Annotated in this window: 14 protein-coding genes; 3 read left to right on the top strand and 11 right to left on the bottom strand. The window is 67.7% G+C overall.

Features of this window, described 5'->3' with window-relative positions; translation table 11 throughout:
• Positions 1–166: 166 nt before the first annotated feature.
• Positions 167–1,240: a quinone-dependent dihydroorotate dehydrogenase gene (locus tag ACZYZ5_RS05170; RefSeq protein WP_463899686.1), complete on the bottom strand. Its 1,074-nt coding sequence runs from the start codon at positions 1,238–1,240 to the stop codon at positions 167–169.
• A gap of 67 nt (positions 1,241–1,307) precedes the next feature.
• Here ACZYZ5_RS05170 and ACZYZ5_RS05165 point away from each other — a divergent pair, with 67 nt between their 5' ends.
• Positions 1,308–2,318 carry an alpha/beta hydrolase gene (locus ACZYZ5_RS05165; RefSeq protein WP_463899685.1) on the top strand — a complete coding sequence of 337 codons (1,011 nt, stop codon included), beginning with the start codon at positions 1,308–1,310 and terminating at the stop codon, positions 2,316–2,318.
• Between the two features lie 10 nt (positions 2,319–2,328).
• Here ACZYZ5_RS05165 and ACZYZ5_RS05160 read toward each other — a convergent pair whose 3' ends face one another.
• The 3 genes from ACZYZ5_RS05160 to leuA form a co-directional block, all read right to left on the bottom strand.
• Positions 2,329–3,156: an isoprenyl transferase gene (locus ACZYZ5_RS05160; protein WP_463899684.1), complete on the bottom strand. Its 828-nt coding sequence runs from the start codon at positions 3,154–3,156 to the stop codon at positions 2,329–2,331.
• A 2-nt stretch (positions 3,157–3,158) separates the two neighbouring features.
• Entirely contained in the window at positions 3,159–3,914 is a 756-nt protein-coding gene (gene recO / locus ACZYZ5_RS05155) for a DNA repair protein RecO (protein WP_463899683.1), read from the bottom strand.
• A gap of 106 nt (positions 3,915–4,020) precedes the next feature.
• Positions 4,021–5,760: a 2-isopropylmalate synthase gene (gene leuA / locus ACZYZ5_RS05150; protein WP_463899682.1), complete on the bottom strand. Its 1,740-nt coding sequence runs from the start codon at positions 5,758–5,760 to the stop codon at positions 4,021–4,023.
• A gap of 250 nt (positions 5,761–6,010) precedes the next feature.
• Here leuA and ACZYZ5_RS05145 point away from each other — a divergent pair, with 250 nt between their 5' ends.
• Positions 6,011–7,963, top strand: coding sequence for a M13 family metallopeptidase (locus tag ACZYZ5_RS05145; RefSeq protein WP_463899679.1), 1,953 nt, complete (start codon positions 6,011–6,013; stop codon positions 7,961–7,963).
• A gap of 100 nt (positions 7,964–8,063) precedes the next feature.
• On the opposite strand, the gene ACZYZ5_RS05140 is transcribed toward ACZYZ5_RS05145, so the two are convergent.
• The 5 genes from ACZYZ5_RS05140 to ACZYZ5_RS05120 all read right to left on the bottom strand — a co-directional run bounded on the left by ACZYZ5_RS05140 (position 8,064) and on the right by ACZYZ5_RS05120 (position 13,582).
• Positions 8,064–9,638, bottom strand: coding sequence for an LCP family protein (locus ACZYZ5_RS05140; RefSeq protein ID WP_463899678.1), 1,575 nt, complete (start codon positions 9,636–9,638; stop codon positions 8,064–8,066).
• A gap of 114 nt (positions 9,639–9,752) precedes the next feature.
• Positions 9,753–10,712 carry a GTPase Era gene (era, locus tag ACZYZ5_RS05135; RefSeq protein WP_463899676.1) on the bottom strand — a complete coding sequence of 320 codons (960 nt, stop codon included), beginning with the start codon at positions 10,710–10,712 and terminating at the stop codon, positions 9,753–9,755.
• Complete coding sequence (locus tag ACZYZ5_RS05130; protein ID WP_463899674.1) at positions 10,696–12,027, bottom strand: hemolysin family protein; 1,332 nt, start codon at positions 12,025–12,027, stop codon at positions 10,696–10,698. Before ACZYZ5_RS05130 ends, era begins: the two co-directional genes overlap by 17 nt.
• Positions 12,024–12,497, bottom strand: coding sequence for an rRNA maturation RNase YbeY (gene ybeY, locus ACZYZ5_RS05125; protein WP_463899671.1), 474 nt, complete (start codon positions 12,495–12,497; stop codon positions 12,024–12,026). Before ybeY ends, ACZYZ5_RS05130 begins: the two co-directional genes overlap by 4 nt.
• Positions 12,494–13,582 carry a PhoH family protein gene (locus tag ACZYZ5_RS05120; protein ID WP_463899670.1) on the bottom strand — a complete coding sequence of 363 codons (1,089 nt, stop codon included), beginning with the start codon at positions 13,580–13,582 and terminating at the stop codon, positions 12,494–12,496. The genes ybeY and ACZYZ5_RS05120 overlap by 4 nt, the downstream gene beginning before the upstream one ends.
• A gap of 441 nt (positions 13,583–14,023) precedes the next feature.
• Here ACZYZ5_RS05120 and ACZYZ5_RS05115 point away from each other — a divergent pair, with 441 nt between their 5' ends.
• Complete coding sequence (locus tag ACZYZ5_RS05115) at positions 14,024–14,923, top strand: GerMN domain-containing protein (protein WP_463899668.1); 900 nt, start codon at positions 14,024–14,026, stop codon at positions 14,921–14,923.
• A 114-nt stretch (positions 14,924–15,037) separates the two neighbouring features.
• On the opposite strand, the gene ACZYZ5_RS05110 is transcribed toward ACZYZ5_RS05115, so the two are convergent.
• Both ACZYZ5_RS05110 and dnaJ read right to left on the bottom strand, forming a co-directional pair.
• A complete protein-coding gene (locus ACZYZ5_RS05110; RefSeq protein WP_463899666.1) occupies positions 15,038–15,844 on the bottom strand; it encodes a 16S rRNA (uracil(1498)-N(3))-methyltransferase in 807 nt (268 codons plus the stop codon).
• Positions 15,845–15,846: 2 nt separating this feature from the next.
• Entirely contained in the window at positions 15,847–16,974 is a 1,128-nt protein-coding gene (dnaJ, locus tag ACZYZ5_RS05105; RefSeq protein ID WP_463899663.1) for a molecular chaperone DnaJ, read from the bottom strand.
• Between the last annotated feature and the right edge of the window lie 23 nt (positions 16,975–16,997).

Here is a 16,997-nt window from a genome sequence, read left to right as displayed (position 1 = left end):
CGGCCTCCCGCTGCGCCCTGGACAACGAACTGCTCTCCCGCATAAAACTGCTCCCCAAAAGTCAGAACTGATTTCTCAGTCCAACTTTCGGGGAGCAGTTCAGACTTGCCGGGGGCTTTGTCGTCCCCCGGGCAGCCGAGGGACGGTCCGTGCGGTGCCGGGTGGCTCAGCGCCGGGACGGGTGCTTCGCGAGCAGCCGGTTGATGCGGGCGGCCCAGAACGGTCCTTCATAGAGGAACGCCGTGTATCCCTGCACGAGGGTGGCGCCGGCGTCGAGCCGTTGCTGGACGTCCTGCGCGGTTTCGACGCCGCCCACGGAGACCAGGGTCAGCCTGCCGCCGGTGGCCGCCTTCAGCCGGGCGAGCACCTCCAGTGACCGCTGCTTCAGCGGCGCGCCGGACAGTCCGCCGGCGCCGCACGCCGCCACCTTGTCGGCGCTGGAGGAGAGCCCGGCGCGGGCGATGGTGGTGTTGGTGGCGATGATGCCGTCCAGCTTCAGGTCCAGTGCCAGGCGCGCGACGTCGTCGATGTCTTCATCGCTGAGGTCCGGGGCGATCTTGACCAGCAGCGGAACGTGCCGTCCGGAGGCCAGGTCCGCCGCTTCCCCCACGGCCGTCAGCAGCGGGCGCAGTGTTTCGACGTCCTGCAGCAGCCGCAGGCCCGGGGTATTCGGGGAGCTGACGTTGACCACGAGGTAGTCGGCGGCGGGCGCCAGGCTGCGGGCGCTGACGAGGTAGTCGGCCACGGCGTCCTCGAGTTCCACGACCTTGCTCTTGCCGATGTTGACGCCGATCACCGGGCGGACACCGGGGTGGCGGCGCTGCAGGGCGGCGCGGGCGGACTTCAGGCGCGGCGCCACGGCGGCGGCGCCGTCATTGTTGAAACCCATCCGGTTGACCACGGCCCGGTCCTCGACCAGGCGGAAGAGCCGCGGTGCGGGGTTCCCCGGCTGGGCCTGCCCGGTGATGGTGCCGACCTCGACATGGCCGAAGCCCAGTTCGGTGAGGGCCTCAATGCCGTGGCCCTCCTTGTCGAATCCGGCCGCCAGGCCGAACGGGGAAGGGAACGTCAGGCCGAACGCCTGGGTCTGGAGCGACGCCGCCGGGGCGGTGAACTTCTGCAGCACCCGTCCCGCGCCGCAGGAGTGGACGAGCCGGATGGCCCTGAAGCCGATCCTGTGGGCGCGTTCGGCGTCCATCCATGAGAAGGCCAGCCGGAAGAAAGTCGGGTATACGCGCATGGATCTAGTTTTGCGGTTCCGGCGGCCCAGACCAAACCCGCGGTCTACCGGGCGCTAGCATGAAGCAATGGACTGGGTACCCGATATCCTCGGCGACGACTTCGAAGCCTGTACCTTCGCGGCGGCTGGGCCCGACGGCGTCGAGCGGACCGCCACGCTGGTGCGGCACGTTCCCGTTCCACGGAGCGCCGCCGACGGGGGTGCGGCCGGCGGGGGCCGGCCCCGCGCCGTGCTGTTCCTGCACGGCTGGAGTGACTATTTCTTCAACGAGGAACTCGCCGAATTCTGGACCGGCCAAGGCTTCGCGTTCTTCGCCCTCGACATGCACAACCACGGGCGGAGCCTCCACGCCGGCGCGCACGGCGGCTATGTGGCCGACCTGGACGACTACGACGCCGAGATCACCGCGGCGATTGGCATCATCACCTCCCTGCACCCCGAGGCTGCAGCTCCGCCGACGGTGGCGCTGATGGGCCATTCCACCGGCGGGCTGATCGCCGCGTTGTGGGCCAGCCGGCATCCGGGGATGGTTTCGCAGCTGATCCTCGACAGCCCGTGGCTGGAAATGCACGGCAGTCCGGCCGTGCGCCGCGCGGCGCGGACCATGGTGGAACCGCTCGCGCGGTTCCGGCCCGAAGCCATCATCCGGCTCCCCGAACGCGGCTTTTACTGGCGCAGCATCAGCAGCGCCGCGGAGGGCGAATGGACCCTGGATGACAACTACCGCCCGCCCCGGGCGTTCCCCGTGCGGGCCGGGTGGCTGAGCGCGGTCCTCAGCGGGCAGTCGCAGGTGGCGCGGGGACTGAACATCGACGTCCCGATCCTGGTGCTGATCTCCGGGGCCAGCGCCACCGGGATGTTCTGGAAGGAGTCCATGCGGCGCACCGACGCGGTCCTGGACGTCAACACCATTGCCCTGCGAGCCCTCAGCCTCGGCCGGACCGTCACTCTCGAACGGGTCGACGGCGCCCTGCATGATGTGTTCCTGTCCGCCCCGAAAGTCCGCGCCGACGCCTACGCCCGGCTGGCCCGCTGGCTCCGCGCGTACGTGCTGGACGACGGCGGCTCCTCCGTGTGAACCCCTGGGGTCAGGCCGGGCCGGCGGGTGCCGCGTCCACGGCACCGCCGTAACGGCGGTCCCGCTGGGCGTAGATCTCGACGGCGTCCCACAGGGTGCGCCGGTCCACGTCGGGCCAGAGCGTGTCCATAAAGACGAACTCGGCATACGCCGACTGCCACAGCATGAAGTTGGAGAGGCGCTGCTCGCCGGAGCTGCGCAGGAACAGGTCGACGTCGGGAAGGTCAGGCTCGTCCAGGTATTTCTGGATGGTCTTTTCGGTGATGGCGCCCGGTTTGAGCCGCCCGGCGGCGACTTCCTCCGCAATCGCGGAGACCGCATCTGCGATTTCGGCGCGCCCGCCGTAGTTAACACACATGTTCAACGTGCACGTGCTGTTGCCGCGGGTGAAGTCCTCGGCCTCCTCCAGTTCGCGGATCACCGAGCCCCAGAGCCGGGGGCGCCGGCCGGACCAGCGGATCCGGACGCCCCACTCATCGAGCTGGTTGCGCTGACGACGTAGCACGTCCTTGTTAAATCCCATCAGGAAGCGCACTTCCTCGGGCGAGCGGCGCCAGTTTTCGGTGGAGAAGGCGTAGACACTCACGTACTCGATGCCAAGCTCGATCGCTCCGGCCACCACATCCAGCAGGGCCGGTTCACCCGCCTTGTGGCCTTCGATCCGGGGCAGGCCGCGCTGGTTGGCCCAGCGTCCGTTGCCGTCCATCACGATCGCGACGTGGCGGGGAATGAACTCCGCCGGGATCGCCGGGGGCACGGCTCCGGAGGCGTGCGGGTACGGGAGCACCACGGGGGCGCTCCGCTGCCGGACCGGATTCTTCTTTTTTCCCAACGCCACAGTTACGTTCGCTCCACATGTTTGAGGGATTTGAGGACACGTTCCAGATGCCACTGCAGGTAGCTGGCCACGAGGCCGGCGGCCTCCCGGCGGTGCACGCGGAGGGACGCGTCCGCCGTCGTCCAGTCCCCGGTGAGCAGCGCGCCGAGCAGCAGGACGGTTTCCGCGGCCGGCGCGGGCGATCCCGGCGGCCGGCAGTCGGCGCACACCATGCCGCCGAGCGGAGCCGAGAACGCGGTGTGCGGGCCGCGGGCCCCGCAGCGGGCGCAATCGGTGAAGCTCGGCGCCCAGCCGCCGGTGGCGAGGGCGCGCAGCAGGTACGAATCGAGGATCAGTTCCGGGCTGTGGTCCCCGCGGCTCAGCGATGCCAGGGCCCCGACGAGGAGGTTGTACTGGGCCGTGCCCGCTTCACCGTCGACGTCGGTGAGCTTCTCGGCCGTCTCCGTCATGGCCGCAGCGACGGTGTAGCGGCCGTAGTCCGCGGCGATGTTGCCGCCGTAGGCCCCTTTGGCGACGGCCTGCGTGACAATGTCCAGGGTACGTCCGGAGATCAGTTGGAGGTCCGCAACCATAAAGGGTTCCAGCCGGGCGCCGAAACGGCTGCTGGTACGGCGGACGCCCTTGGCCACCGCGCGGACCTGGCCGTGATGCTTGGTGAGGATGGTGATGATGCGGTCCGCTTCACCCAGCTTGTGGGTGCGCAGGATGACACCGTCATCACGGTAGGCGCGGGAGGCAAAGGAGGAGGGATGGGCCACGGTTAATCTTCGCACTGTCTTTGAAGGAAACGCTGCCTATCGGGAAACACCGCAGTTCAGGCAGGCTGCGCCGCCGGAGGGACCCGGCGGCGCAGTGACGGCCGGCTTAGGCGCGGGCGTCCCGGATGGCGCGGTTCACGGCCGAGATGACGGCCTTGAGCGAGGACGTGGACGTGTTGGCGTCGATCCCGACGCCCCACAGCACACGCTCCCCCACGGCGCATTCGACATAGGCCGCGGCGAGGGCGCTGCCGCCTTCGGACAGGGCATGTTCGCTGTAATCCAGCACCCGGACGTCGACGCCGTCTTCGCGCAGGATGCTCAGCAGCGCAGCGATCGGACCGTTGCCGGTGCCGATGCGGTGGACGGGGGTCCCGTCGATCTTGAGCGCGGCGTGCAGCGTCATGGAACCGTCCTCGTCCGTCTCGGTGCTGAACGGGCCGAGGGCGTAGCGGCCCCACTGCGCGTCGGCGGAGCCGGAGGGCAGGTATTCATCCTTGAAGACCTGCCAGAGCTGGGCGCCGCTGACTTCGCCGCCCACGGTGTCGGTCTGCTTCTGGATGACACCGGAGAATTCGATCTGGGCGCGCCGCGGCAGGTCCAGGTTGTGCTCGTTCTTCAGCAGGTAGGCGACGCCGCCCTTGCCCGACTGGGAGTTGACGCGGATGACGGCCTCGTAGCTGCGGCCGAGGTCCTTCGGGTCGACCGGCAGGTACGGGACCTGCCAGGGATAGTCGGACACGTGCTTGCCGGCGGCGGCCGCGTCCTTCTCCAGGGCTTCCAGGCCCTTTTTGATGGCGTCCTGGTGGGAACCGGAGAAGGCGGTGAAGACGAGGTCCCCGCCGTACGGAGCGCGTTCGGCCACGGGCAACTGGTTGCAGTACTCCACGGTGCGGCGGACTTCATCGATGTCGGAGAAGTCGATCATCGGGTCGACGCCCTGGACGAACATGTTCAGGCCCAGCGTCACCAGGTCCACGTTGCCGGTCCGCTCGCCGTTGCCGAACAGGCAGCCTTCGATCCGGTCGGCGCCGGCCAGGTAACCCAGCTCGGCGGCCGCGACGCCGGTGCCGCGGTCGTTGTGCGGGTGCAGGGACAGGATGATGCCCTCCCGCGGGTGCAGGTTCCGGCTCATCCACTCAATGGAGTCGGCGTAGACGTTGGGGGTGGCCATTTCCACCGTGGCCGGCAGGTTGATGATGACCTGGCTGTCGGCGGAGGCCTCGAACACGTCGGCGATGGCGTTGCAGACCCGCACGGCGTACTCCAGCTCGGTCCCGGTGAAGGATTCCGGTGAGTACTCGTAGGTGATGTGGGTGTCCTGCAGCGTCTCTTCGTACTTCTTGCAGAGCCGCGCGCCCTGCAGGGCGATGTCCAGGATGCCGTCCTCGTCCTGGTTGAAGACGACCCGGCGCTGCAGGACCGACGTCGAGTTGTACAGGTGCACGATTGCCTGCTTGGCGCCGACCAGGGACTCGTAGGTCCGCTCGATCAGGTGCTCGCGGGCCTGGGTCAGGACCTGGATGGTGACGTCGTCCGGGATGTGGTTGCCCTCGATCAGCTGGCGGACGAAGTCGAAGTCCGTCTGTGAGGCGGAGGGGAACCCGACTTCGATTTCCTTGTAGCCCATCTGGACCAGCAGCTGGAACATCTTCAGTTTGCGGGCGGGGCTCATCGGGTCGATCAGGGCCTGGTTGCCGTCGCGCAGGTCGACGGCGCACCAGCGCGGGGCCTTGGTGATGACCTTGTCCGGCCAGGTGCGGTCCGGCAGTTCAACCGTGATCAGGTCCTGGAACGGGACGTAGCGGTGGACGGGCATTCCTGAGGGCTTCTGTGCGTTTCGCATTACAATCGGGGCCTTTTCTGTGATTCCTGATGAAAGGTGGCCGGGCAACACAAACTCCGCAGCGAGGGTGGGCCTTGCGCTAGATCGCGTCTGAGGCCTCGCCGCGGCAGCTAAGGAGGAGCAGTTCTGCGCGCACCTTTTCACAGTAACACGGGTGCGTAAGATGAAGGAGCCACACCTCCGTAACGTCCACCATGCAGACCGCGACCCGTAACACGGCGGTCCCGGGCTGCCTCTCAAAGGAGCATCCGTGTCACTTTCGGGGATCGCCCTGTCCAATATCGACGCCAGTGTCCGGCCGCAGGATGACCTGTACCAGCATGTCAACGGCACCTGGCTCAAGAGCACCGAGATCCCGGACGACCGGCCCCTGGAGGGCACGTTCACGGCGCTGCGGGACGACTCGGAGCTTGCGGTGAAGGAGATCATTTTGGACGCGGCCGCCCGCGGCGCGGAGTCAACCGGGATCGAGCAGAAGATCGGGGACCTCTACAACAGCTTCATGGACGAGGCTGCGGTGGAGGCCAAGGGCCTGGACCCGATCCGGCAGCGGCTCGCCGAGGTGTTCGCCACGCAGACGGCCGCCGAGCTCGTGGCCCTCTCCGGGCGCCTGTTCCGCGCGGACGTGGGCGGCCTCTTCTACATCTATCCCGCCCCCGACGCCGGCAACCCCGACCGAATCCTGCTCTACACCGGCCAGGGCGGACTGGGCCTGCCGGATGAATCGTATTACCGCGACGAGAAGTTCGCCGCCGTCGTCCAGGCGTACCAGGACCATGTGGCGACCGTTTTCACCCTGGCCGGCGTCGCCGGCCCGGAAACAGCGGCTGGCCGGGTCGTGGCACTGGAAACGGCGCTGGCCTCGCACCACTGGGACAAGGTCACCCTGCGGGATCCGCAGAAGACGTACAACCTGAAGTCCGCCGACGAGGCCGCGGAGCTGTTCCCGCTCCTCACGACCTGGTTCGACGCCGCCGCCATCACACCGGAGAAGCGCGCCGAACTGGTCGTGAGCACGCCGGACTTCTTCGCCGGAGCGGCGGCCCTGCTGGACTCCGAGCCGTTGTCCGCGTGGCAGGAATGGCTTGCCCTGCGCGTCGTCAGCGCGGCCGCACCGTACCTCTCCTCCGCGTTGGTGGACGCCAACTTCGCCTTTTACGGCACCACGCTCAGCGGCACGCCGCGGAACAGGGACCGGTGGAAGCGCGGGGTCGCCGTCGTCGAGGCTGCACTTGGCGAGGCCGTGGGCCAGATCTACGTGGCCCGGCACTTCCCGGAGACGCACAAGGCCCGGATGGAGTCGCTGGTCGCGAACCTGATCGAGGCGTACCGGGAATCGATCACCGGCCTGGCCTGGATGGGCGAGGACACGAAACATGAGGCGCTGAAGAAGCTCGATTCCTTCCGGGCCAAGATCGGCTACCCGGACAAGTGGATCGACTACTCCGCGGTGGAGATCGACCCGTCGGATCTGCTCGGCAATGTGGAGCGGGCGCACAACGCCGACGTCGACCGGCACCTTGACGAGGTGGGCAAGCCCGTGGACCGGGAGAAGTGGCTGATGACGCCGCAGACGGTAAACGCGTACTACCACCCGCTGCTCAACGAGATCGTTTTCCCCGCGGCGATCCTGCAGCCGCCCTTCTTCACCGCCGACGCCGACGATGCCGTCAACTACGGCGGCATCGGCGCTGTCATCGGCCACGAAATCGGCCACGGCTTTGACGACCAGGGCTCCCAGTACGATGGCAGCGGGCTGCTCCGCAACTGGTGGACGGAAGACGACCGCACCGCCTTCGAATCACTGACCGCCAGGCTGGTGGCCCAGTTCGACGCGCTCTCCCCCGCCGCCGCGCCCGGGCACACCGTCAACGGCAAACTCACCCTGGGCGAGAACATCGGAGACCTCGGCGGCCTGACGATTGCCTACAAGGCCTACCGGATCAGCCTTGACGGGCAGGAGCCTCCGGTCCTGGACGGCCTGACCGGCGTGCAGCGCTTCTTTGCGTCCTGGGCTGCCAGCTGGCGGCAGGTCATCCGGACCGAGGAAGCGATCCGCAGGATCGCCACGGATCCGCACTCCCCCAATGAGTTCCGCACCAACCAGATCGCCAAGAACCTGGACGCCTTCCACGAGGCCTTCGGCATGGCGGAGCAGGACGGCATGTGGATGCCGGCGGCCGAGCGGGTCAGCATCTGGTAGGTGCTCCCCGGCGGCACCGCCCGCCCGGACACGCACAAACGGCCGGCCGCGGGAACAGTCCAGTTCCCGCGGCCGGCCCTCGCCGGCTGAAGCGGCGCCGCTACCGGGTGATCAGCGCCGGGTTGGCCTGCTGGCAGACCACGTCACCGGCGGTCTGGTTGACGATGTCCGCGGGCAGCTGCACCGCGGCGTCCGCACCCGGGGTGCCGCCCGCCAGGACGCTGCCCAGGTAGACCTGGACGCCGGCAACACCGGCGGCCGGAAGCACCTGCGTCGCCGGAATGCCCAACAGGGCGGCGACATCGGCGGCGACAACCTCGTAGCCCGCACCGTAATAGACGGCGGTCGCTGCGACCGGCTGGGCGGCAAGCTGGCCGAGCTGGGTGAAACCGCCGGCGGTGAGGGCCTGGATGATCTCCTGGGTGCGCGCCGGAACACCGGATCCGTTCGCGACCGTGACGGGCTGCAGCGCCTTCTCGTAGGCGGGGGCCGTCTCGCTGGGTGTCGGCTCGGCACTGGCACTGGGGTCCGGGGATGCGGACGGGCTCGGCGGCGCCGTCGGGTCCGTGAGGTCAATGTCCTTGCGCATCGCCGCGAAGAGCTGGGAAGCGGCGGGCTCGGCGACCTGCAGGCGGTTCGGGTCGCTCACCGCGGGCACGGTCGGGACCGCCACGAAGGCGACCTTGCCGACGTCGATGTTCTTCAGCCGGTTCCCGACCGTCAGCAGCGTCGGGATGGAGGCGAGCCCGTCGTCGATGGTCAGGTTCCGGGTGACGACGTCGGCAATCTCCAGCATCTTGGCGGGGTTGGACATCGTGCCGTCATCCTTTAGCTTCCGCGTCATGGCCGACAGGAAGCCCTGCTGAGCCTTGATCCTGCCGAGGTCGCCGCCGTCCGCAAACGCGTGCCGGGTGCGCAGGAACGCCAGTGCCTGCTCCCCCTGGACCGTGGAGGTTCCCGCGGGGAGCCGCAGCTTCGAATCCGGGTCGTACACGGCGTCGCTGATGCACACCTCCACACCGCCCACCGTGTTCGAGAGCTCCTTGACGGCATTGAAGTCGGCCATCATAAAGTGGTCGATCTCCAGGCCCGTCAGTTTGTTGACCGTATCCACGGCGCAGCCGATGCCGGCCTCGGACATGGCCTCGTTGATCATCACATTCTGCTTCGCCGGGAATTCCTGCTTGGATTCCTGGTCGGTGCAGGCGGGCGTGTCCACGAGCAGGTCGCGGGGGAAGCTGACCACGCTGACCCGCTTGTTGTCCGCCGAGATGTCCATCAGCATCATGACGTCGGAGTGCCCGAACCCGGTGGCATCGTCGGACGTGCCGTACTTCGAGTTCTTCCCGTCCCGGGTGTCCGAGCCCAGAATGAGAATCTGCATCCGGTCCCGCGAGTCGTCCAGGGTACCCTCGGTCTTGTCGCTGCCGGCCCCGAGCGATGCCTTGCTGATATTTCCCTGCAAGCGGAGGACCCAGTAGCCGCCGAAGGCGAGGACACCCACCAGCAGGATGGAGACCACTGCGGTGCCGATTTTCAGCCAGCCGGGCATGGCCCGGACGCGTCCCAGATGCCGTGCCGGACCGACGGCGGGATCATCCGTGTGCCGGGCAGCAGAACCTGACCGAACCGGGGATCCGGTTCCGTCTGCGCGGTCTTCACGGGGTCGAGACACAGTTGAGCCTTCTTTCAGAAAAGGGGTCAGCCCATTTTAGGGCCCGAATCTGGGAATTCCCCGATGGCGGGCTCCATGGGAGCGGCGCCGGCCTCGCCGGCGCCGGGGTGGTGCCTAGAAACCGAGCTTGACGAGCTGCTTCGGGTCCCGCTGCCAGTCCTTGGCGACCTTCACGTGCAGGTCGAGGTAAATGCGCGCGCCGAGCAACGCCTCGATTCCCTTCCGCGCGTTGGTGCCGACTTCGCGGAGCCGGGCGCCGCCCTTGCCGATGATGATGGCCTTCTGGGAGGGGCGTTCCACGTACAGATTGACCCGGACGTCGAGGAACGGCTTGTCTTCAGGCCGCCCTTCCCGCGGGACGATCTCATCGACGACAACCGCGAGGGAGTGCGGCAGTTCGTCGCGGACGCCTTCGAGGGCAGCCTCCCGGATGAGTTCGGCGATCATCACGGCTTCCGGTTCGTCCGTCAGGTGTCCGTCCGGGTACAGCGGCGGCGACAGCGGCATAAGGCCGATCAGCACGTCGGCAATGGTCTTGACCTGGAAGCCGTCGGCGGCGGAAACCGGGACAATATCCTTCCAGCCGTCCTCGCCGAGGACGTCTCGGCCCAGAGCGTCGACAGCGAGCAGCTGTTCGGTGAGGGCCTGGCGGTCCACGGTGTCGGACTTCGTCACGATCGCGATGACCGGCTTGTTGCCGATGGCCGCGAGCTGGGCGGCGATGAACTTGTCACCGGGGCCGATCTTCTCGTTGGCCGGCAGGCAGAAGCCGATCGCGTCGACCTCGGCGAGGGTGTCGGCGACGAGTTCGTTCAACCGCTTCCCCAGCAGGGTGCGCGGGCGGTGCAGGCCCGGTGTGTCCACGAGGATCAGCTGCCCGTCCTCCCGGTGCACGATGCCGCGGATGGTGTGCCGCGTGGTCTGCGGCTTGGCCGAGGTGATGGCTACCTTCTGGCCGACCAGGGCGTTGGTGAGGGTGGACTTGCCTGTATTGGGCCGCCCGACCAACACGGCAAACCCGGCCCGGTAGCCGCCGTGGGCTGCTTCGCCGTCGGACTTATTCTGCTTGCTCACGTGAGACTCCCTGTTGGATTGGTGCGGCCTCGTCGAGAAGGTCTTCAAGGTCAGTTTCTACTGTTGGTACGGCCGCCGCAATGATGTGGCTGACACGGTTCCGCCGGCCCTCGAGCCGGTCGGCACGGAGGGACAGGCCGTGGACCTCGACGGTGCTGCCGACAATCGGCACCCGGCCGAGGGCCTTGGCGAGCAGGCCGCCCACGGTGTCCACTTCGTCGTCGTCGAGCTCGAGGTCGAACAGCTCACCGAGGTCATCGATGCTCATCCGGGCGCTGACCCGGTAGCTTCCGTCGCCGAGTTCGACCGCCTCCGCGCTCTCGGTGTCGTATTCATCGACGATCTCACCGACAATTTCCTCGATCAGGTCCTCGAGGGTCACGAGCCCGGCCGTGCCGCCGTATTCGTCGATCACGATCGCGACGTGCGTCGATTCCTTCTGCAGTTCGCGCAGCAGTTCACTCACCGGCTTGGAGTCCGGCACGTAGCGCACCTCGCGGGCGAGCTCGTCCACAACCGGCGGCTCCTCACCGGGGCCGAGGTTGTGGATGACCGCGGCCACGTCCTTGAGGTACACGATGCCCAGAACCTGGTCCGTGTTCTCGCCGATGACGGGGATCCGGGAATAGCCCGAACGCAGGAACAGCGACATGGCCCGGTGCAGGCTGGACCCGGAGTCGATGCAGAGGATGTCGGTGCGGGGCACCATGACGGAGCGGACCAGGGTGTCCCCGAAGTCGAAGACCGACTGGATCATCTCGGCTTCGTTGTCCTCGATCACGTCGGACTCCGTGGCCCGGTCCACGAGCTCGCGGAATTCCTCTTCACTGAAGAAGGCCTCGTTGTCCGCGGGCGCCCCGGGGGCCACCGCGCTGCCCAGGGTGACGAGCCAGCCCGGAATGGGCCCCAGCACCCAGCAGAGCCAGCGGATCAGCGGGGCGCTGAAGCGGACCAGGCCGGCCGAGTGCACCCGGCCGAGCTGTCGCGGGGACACCCCGACGATCACGAAGCCCAGCAGGGCCATCACGCCGGTGGCGATCAGCCCGGAGAGCCAGACGTTGTCGAGCAGGCTGTTCAGCAGCACCGTCACGGCTACGGCGGAGGCCATATCGAACCAGATGCGCCAGAACCGCAGGGCGCGCATGTGCGCCACGGGCTGCGCCATGATGCGTTGGAGCGCGGTACCGCGGCTGTGCAGGATCGCGGCCTCGGCGTCGTGCCGGGATAGGTAGTTGAAGGCAGATTCGGCCGCGGTCAGGAACGCGGCAAAACTGAGGAACACCAGCGCCATGCCGGCAACGATCAGTGGCGTCACTGAATCGTCTCGGAGGGGGCATCTTTACCGGTGAAGGCAGCGAGCAGTTCGCGCTGGAGGCCGAACATCTCCTCCTTCTCCTCCGGCTCCGCGTGGTCGAAGCCGAGCAGGTGCAGGATGCCGTGGGTGGTGAGCAGCAGCATCTCGTCCTGGGTGGAGTGGCCGGCGTTCATCGCCTGGACCTCCGCGACCTGCGGGCAGATGGCGATGTCGCCGAGCATGCCCTGCGGTGTGGGCTTGTCCGGGGTGCCCGGCGTCAGCTCGTCCATGGGCACCGAGAGCACATCGGTGGAGCCCGGCTCGTCCATCAGCTCGATGTGCAGCTTCTCCATGGCCGGCTCGTCCACGAGGAGGATCGACAGTTCGGCCTGCGGGTGGATGAAGAGCCGTTCGAAAATGAACCGGGACAGCTGGACCAGCTCGGCCTCATCGACGGTGATGCCGGATTCGTTGTTGACCTCAATGCTCACGCGTGTTCTCCCCGCTTGTCGCGGGCCACGGAATGCTTGACCCGGTTCCGCTGGATCTCGTCCCAGACGCTGTAGGCGTTGACGATGTCGCCCACCAGGCGGTGACGGACGACGTCGGAGGCGTCCAGGATGGTGAAGTTGACGTCGTCGATGCCCTGCAGGATGTCCTCCACAATGCGGAGGCCGGAGCGGGTCCCGAAGGGCAGGTCAACCTGCGTGACGTCGCCGGTGATCACCATTTTGGAGCCGAAGCCCAGCCGGGTGAGGAACATCTTCATCTGCTCCGGGGTGGTGTTCTGTGCCTCGTCCAGGATGATGAAGGCGTCGTTGAGCGTGCGCCCGCGCATGTAGGCCAGCGGGGCGACCTCGATGGTGCCGGCCGCGATCAGCCGCGGGATGGATTCGGGGTCCATCATTTCGTGCAGGGCGTCGTACAGCGGCCGCAGGTAGGGGTCGATCTTGTCGCTGAGCGTGCCAGGAAGGAATCCCAGCCGCTCCCCCGCTTCGACGGCGGGACGGGTCAGGATGATCCGGGTGACTTCCTTTTGCTGGAGTGCCTGCACGGCTTTGGCCATCGCCAGGTACGTCTTGCCGGTACCGGCCGGGCCGATTCCGAAGATCACCGTGTTGTCGTCAATCGCATCCACGTAGTTCTTCTGGTTCAGCGTCTTCGGCCGGATCGTCTTGCCGCGGCTCGAGAGGATGTTGTGAGTGAGCACCTCGACCGGGTTCTGCAGGGACTGGCTCCGGAGCATCGACACGAGCTGCTGCAGGACTGAGGGGGTGACGACCGTGCCCCGGGCGACGAGTCCCCGGACCTCGTTGAGCAGCCGCATGATCCGCGGCACGTCGGCGGCCGGCCCGCTGATGGCGAGTTCGTTGCCGCGGACATGGAAGTCGACGGCCGGGAACTGGGCCTCAATGAACCGCAGGGCTTCGTCATGACTGCCAAGCGACTGGACCATCTGATCGGAGTTGTCGAACAGGACCACCTCCGTCCGCAGCCCTGGTAGGGAGTGGGGGAATTCACCTGCGGCGCGCTCTCCGGCGCTGATCCGGGCCTTGCCGTTCGCTGCTTCAGTCATGGTGTTGGCCCGCGGGCCTCTGGTCCCCTCCAGTTCGAAATGGTCTGTCCGCTGGTCCGGCCCCGACGGCGCTTGATTTGACGGCGCTTGATTCTGGTTCCGGGGGTCAGCGGGTCCTTTTATCTTACGCCAGTGCGGGGCTGAGCACCGCGCCGGACGGCACGGCCTGTCGGGCTGCCGCCTGGCGTCATCCGGCGCTGTTCCCGGTTTTAGGTATCAACTTCGTATCGGCCTCATATCGTTCCCGTTGCAGTTCCCGCCGGCCGGGCGAATCCAGACGTTCTCGCCGGGCCCGTATGCCATGCTGGAAATCGGCCTCCGTCGCGGCTTTTAAGCCGGGCTGGGGGGCTAGAACACCAAGAAAACGAGCAGTGGAAGGCAACGGCCATCAGGGATCGCGGGACTCGGCAGACAGTGGCAGGCAGGCGGACACGTCCGGGCATGCCGCTGCTGGCGCTGCCCGCCGCGCTGGCCCTGGCCCTCTCCGGCTGCGTGGCCACGCCCCAGACCGGGATCACGGATGCCAGTGCCCCGTCGCAGGTCCTGTCTGCCCAGGCGTCGGCGCCGACCACCAGCGCGCCGCTGGAAACCACGCAGGCGTCCAACAAGGCGCCGGTGTACTGGATCGGCCGGAGCAACGACAGCATGTTCCTCTATAGGGAGTTCCGCGACGTTCCGGAACAGGACAATCCGGTCACCCGGGCGCTCCGGGTCATGATGTCCGAGAAGCCGCTCGATCCGGATTTCTTCACCCCGTGGCAGAACCCCAGGAAACTGGCAAGCTCTATCTCGGGCAAGAACGTCATCACGGTGGACCTGTCCGCAGACGCCTTCAACAGCAATGTGGACCCGGACATGGCCGAGCGCGCGGTCCAGCAGCTCGTCTACACCGCGACCGCAGCCGCGGCCAGTGCGGGGCTGATCGATGCCGGCCAGCAGATCCAGGTGGTGGTGCTCGTGGACGGGCATACGGACTACGTCGCCTTCAACCACGTCCGGCTTGGCTCCCCGACGGCCCGCAGCACGGGCATGGTCGCGCCGGTGTGGATTATTGATCCCCAGGAAGGGACCTCCGTCGAGGACGGTGCCGTCAAGATCTCCGGCCGCAGCACCGCTCCGGGCGGCAAACTCCGGTGGGAGATCCTGCGCATCGACGGCAGCGTCGAGACCAAGTATTTGGACGGGACGGTCACGGCCTCGGCCGAGGCCGGCCAGTCGGGAGCCTTCGGGCTGTCGGTGAGCCTGGGGCCGGGCAACTACGAGGTCCGGGTGTCGCAGCTCGAAGAGGGCAACCCGGCCGAGGACCTGAACGTCGACACCCGCGGGTTCACGGTCAAATAGCGGACCCCCGCGGAACGGACCGCATCGACTGCTCCGTAACGGCCCTTTTGAACCGTCAAAACGGCGGTTACGGAGCAGTCGATCGCTTTTTCTGCACGGACGGTACTTCGAGGGCTACCAGCGGCCGAGGATGTCGCTGGCGAGGACCGTGGCGGCGGGACCGGCCGTGGAAGAGCGCAGCACATGGTGCCCCAGCAGGGCCGTCACCGCGCCGGCGTCGCAGAGCCTGGTCACTTCCCGCGGGCTGATGCCGCCCTCGGGTCCGACGATCAGCAGCACCTCGCGGCTCTGGTCTGCCCGGTCCACAGCAGCGCCATCGCCCGAGGAGCCGGCCGTGGAATCGGCCGCAAGCCAGGCCTCCAGCACCTGACGCAGCGGACGCACGGCGTCCTCGTGCAGGATGATGGCCAGGTCGGCCGCCGCCACTGCCGTCTGCAGCCCGGCGCCGTCGACGGCGGGGCGGACCTGCGGAATCCAGGCGCGGCGTGCCTGCTTGGCCGCCGCCGTGACAACTGACTGCCACTTGGCGTGGGCTTTCGCCGCGCGTTCCGCCTTCCAGCGGACAATCGAACGTTCCGCCTGCCAGGGGACGACGGCGTCGATCCCCAGTTCGGTGGCGGTTTCGGCGGCGAGTTCGTCCCGGTCGCCCTTCGCGAGGGCCTGGACCAGGACGAGCCGCACCGCGGGCCCGGGCTCCTCGGCGAGTCCGGAGCACTGCACGGACAGTTCGCCGGGCGCGACGGCGGCCACGGTGCCGGTCAGGCGCTTTCCGGCGCCGTCGGCGATGTCCACGGCCTCGCCCACGGCAATCCGCTTCACCGTGACCGCGTGGCGGGCCTCGGACCCGTCAAGGACGAAGACGGAACCGGGGGCCACCCCGTCCAGGGTGCCGGGGGCGGTGAAGAAGACCGGGTTGCTCACCGCTACAGGTTACCGAGCCGGTCCCGAAGCTTCGCGAAGACCCCACCGCCCGCGGCGAGCTTTCCTTCGCTGAACTGTTCCCCGCGCAGCTTGGCGAGCTGGCGGAGCAGATCCTCCTGGGCGGCGTCGAGCTTGGCGGGGGTGTCCACCTGGAGGTGGACCTTGAGATCGCCGCGGCCATAACCGCGCAGGTGCGTGACGCCGAGCCCGCGGAGCGTAATGACCTCGCCGGACTGGGTTCCGGCCCTGACATCGATCTCCTGCCGGCCGTCGAAGGTGTCGAGGTTCAGCTCGGTGCCCAGCGCGGCGGCGGTCATGGGGATGTTGAGGCTCGCGTGCAGGTCGTCGCCGTCGCGCACGTACGTGGCGTCGTTGTTGACCCGGATCTCGACGTACAGGTCGCCCGCGGGGCCGCCGGCAGGTCCTGCCTCGCCCTGCCCGGAGAGCTGGATGCGGGTGCCCGTGGCGACGCCGGCGGGAACCTTCACCGTCAGGGAACGCCGGCTGCGGATGCGGCCCTGGCCTGCGCATTCGTTGCAGGGGTCCTTGATAACGGTGCCGAAGCCCTCGCAGGACCCGCAGGGGGCCGTGGTCATGACCTGGCCGAGGATGGAACGCACGGCGCGCTGGACCTGGCCGCTGCCGCCGCAGATGTCGCAGCGTTCCGGGTGGCTGCCTGCACGGCAGCACGAGCCCTCGCAGGTGGGGCAGGTGACGGCCGTGTCCACTTCGATTTTTTTGTTGACGCCGAACACGGCATCGCGGAGGTCGATCCGGACGCTGATCAGGGCGTCCTGGCCGCGGCGGACCCTGGAGGCCGGCCCGGCCTGGCCGCCGGCGCCGAAGAAGGTCTCGAAAATGTCCTGGAACGCGAAGCCCTGGCCGGCGTAGCTGCCGCCGCCGAAGCCGTTGTCGGTGCCGTTCTCGTTGCCCGTGGTGTCGTAGATCCGGCGTTTCTGCGGATCAGACAGCACCTCATAGGCGTGGGTGACGGCCTTGAAGCGGTCCGAGGCGTCGTCCCCCGGATTCACGTCCGGGTGGAGGGTCCGCGCCAGCTTGCGGTAGGCCTTCTTGATCTCTTCTCCGGTGGCTTCACGGGAGACTCCCAGAACGTCGTAGTGGCTGCTCAAAATTTGTATCTCTTCCTTTTTGT

It is taken from the genome of Pseudarthrobacter ribosi (assembly GCF_055412865.1).
Note: the sequence above shows the minus strand (reverse complement) of the source record. Positions and strands in the feature narration are given on the sequence as shown.

What these genes read in the sequence shown, in the direction of transcription:
- ACZYZ5_RS05170 (WP_463899686.1), bottom strand. Translation starts at nt 1,240, where the DNA reads ATGCGCGTATACCCGACTTTCTTCCGGCTGGCCTTCTCATGGATGGAC.
- ACZYZ5_RS05165 (WP_463899685.1), top strand. Translation starts at nt 1,308, where the DNA reads ATGGACTGGGTACCCGATATCCTCGGCGACGACTTCGAAGCCTGTACC.
- leuA (WP_463899682.1), bottom strand. Translation starts at nt 5,760, where the DNA reads ATGCGAAACGCACAGAAGCCCTCAGGAATGCCCGTCCACCGCTACGTC.
- ACZYZ5_RS05120 (WP_463899670.1), bottom strand. Translation starts at nt 13,582, where the DNA reads ATGACTGAAGCAGCGAACGGCAAGGCCCGGATCAGCGCCGGAGAGCGC.
- ACZYZ5_RS05115 (WP_463899668.1), top strand. Translation starts at nt 14,024, where the DNA reads ATGCCGCTGCTGGCGCTGCCCGCCGCGCTGGCCCTGGCCCTCTCCGGC.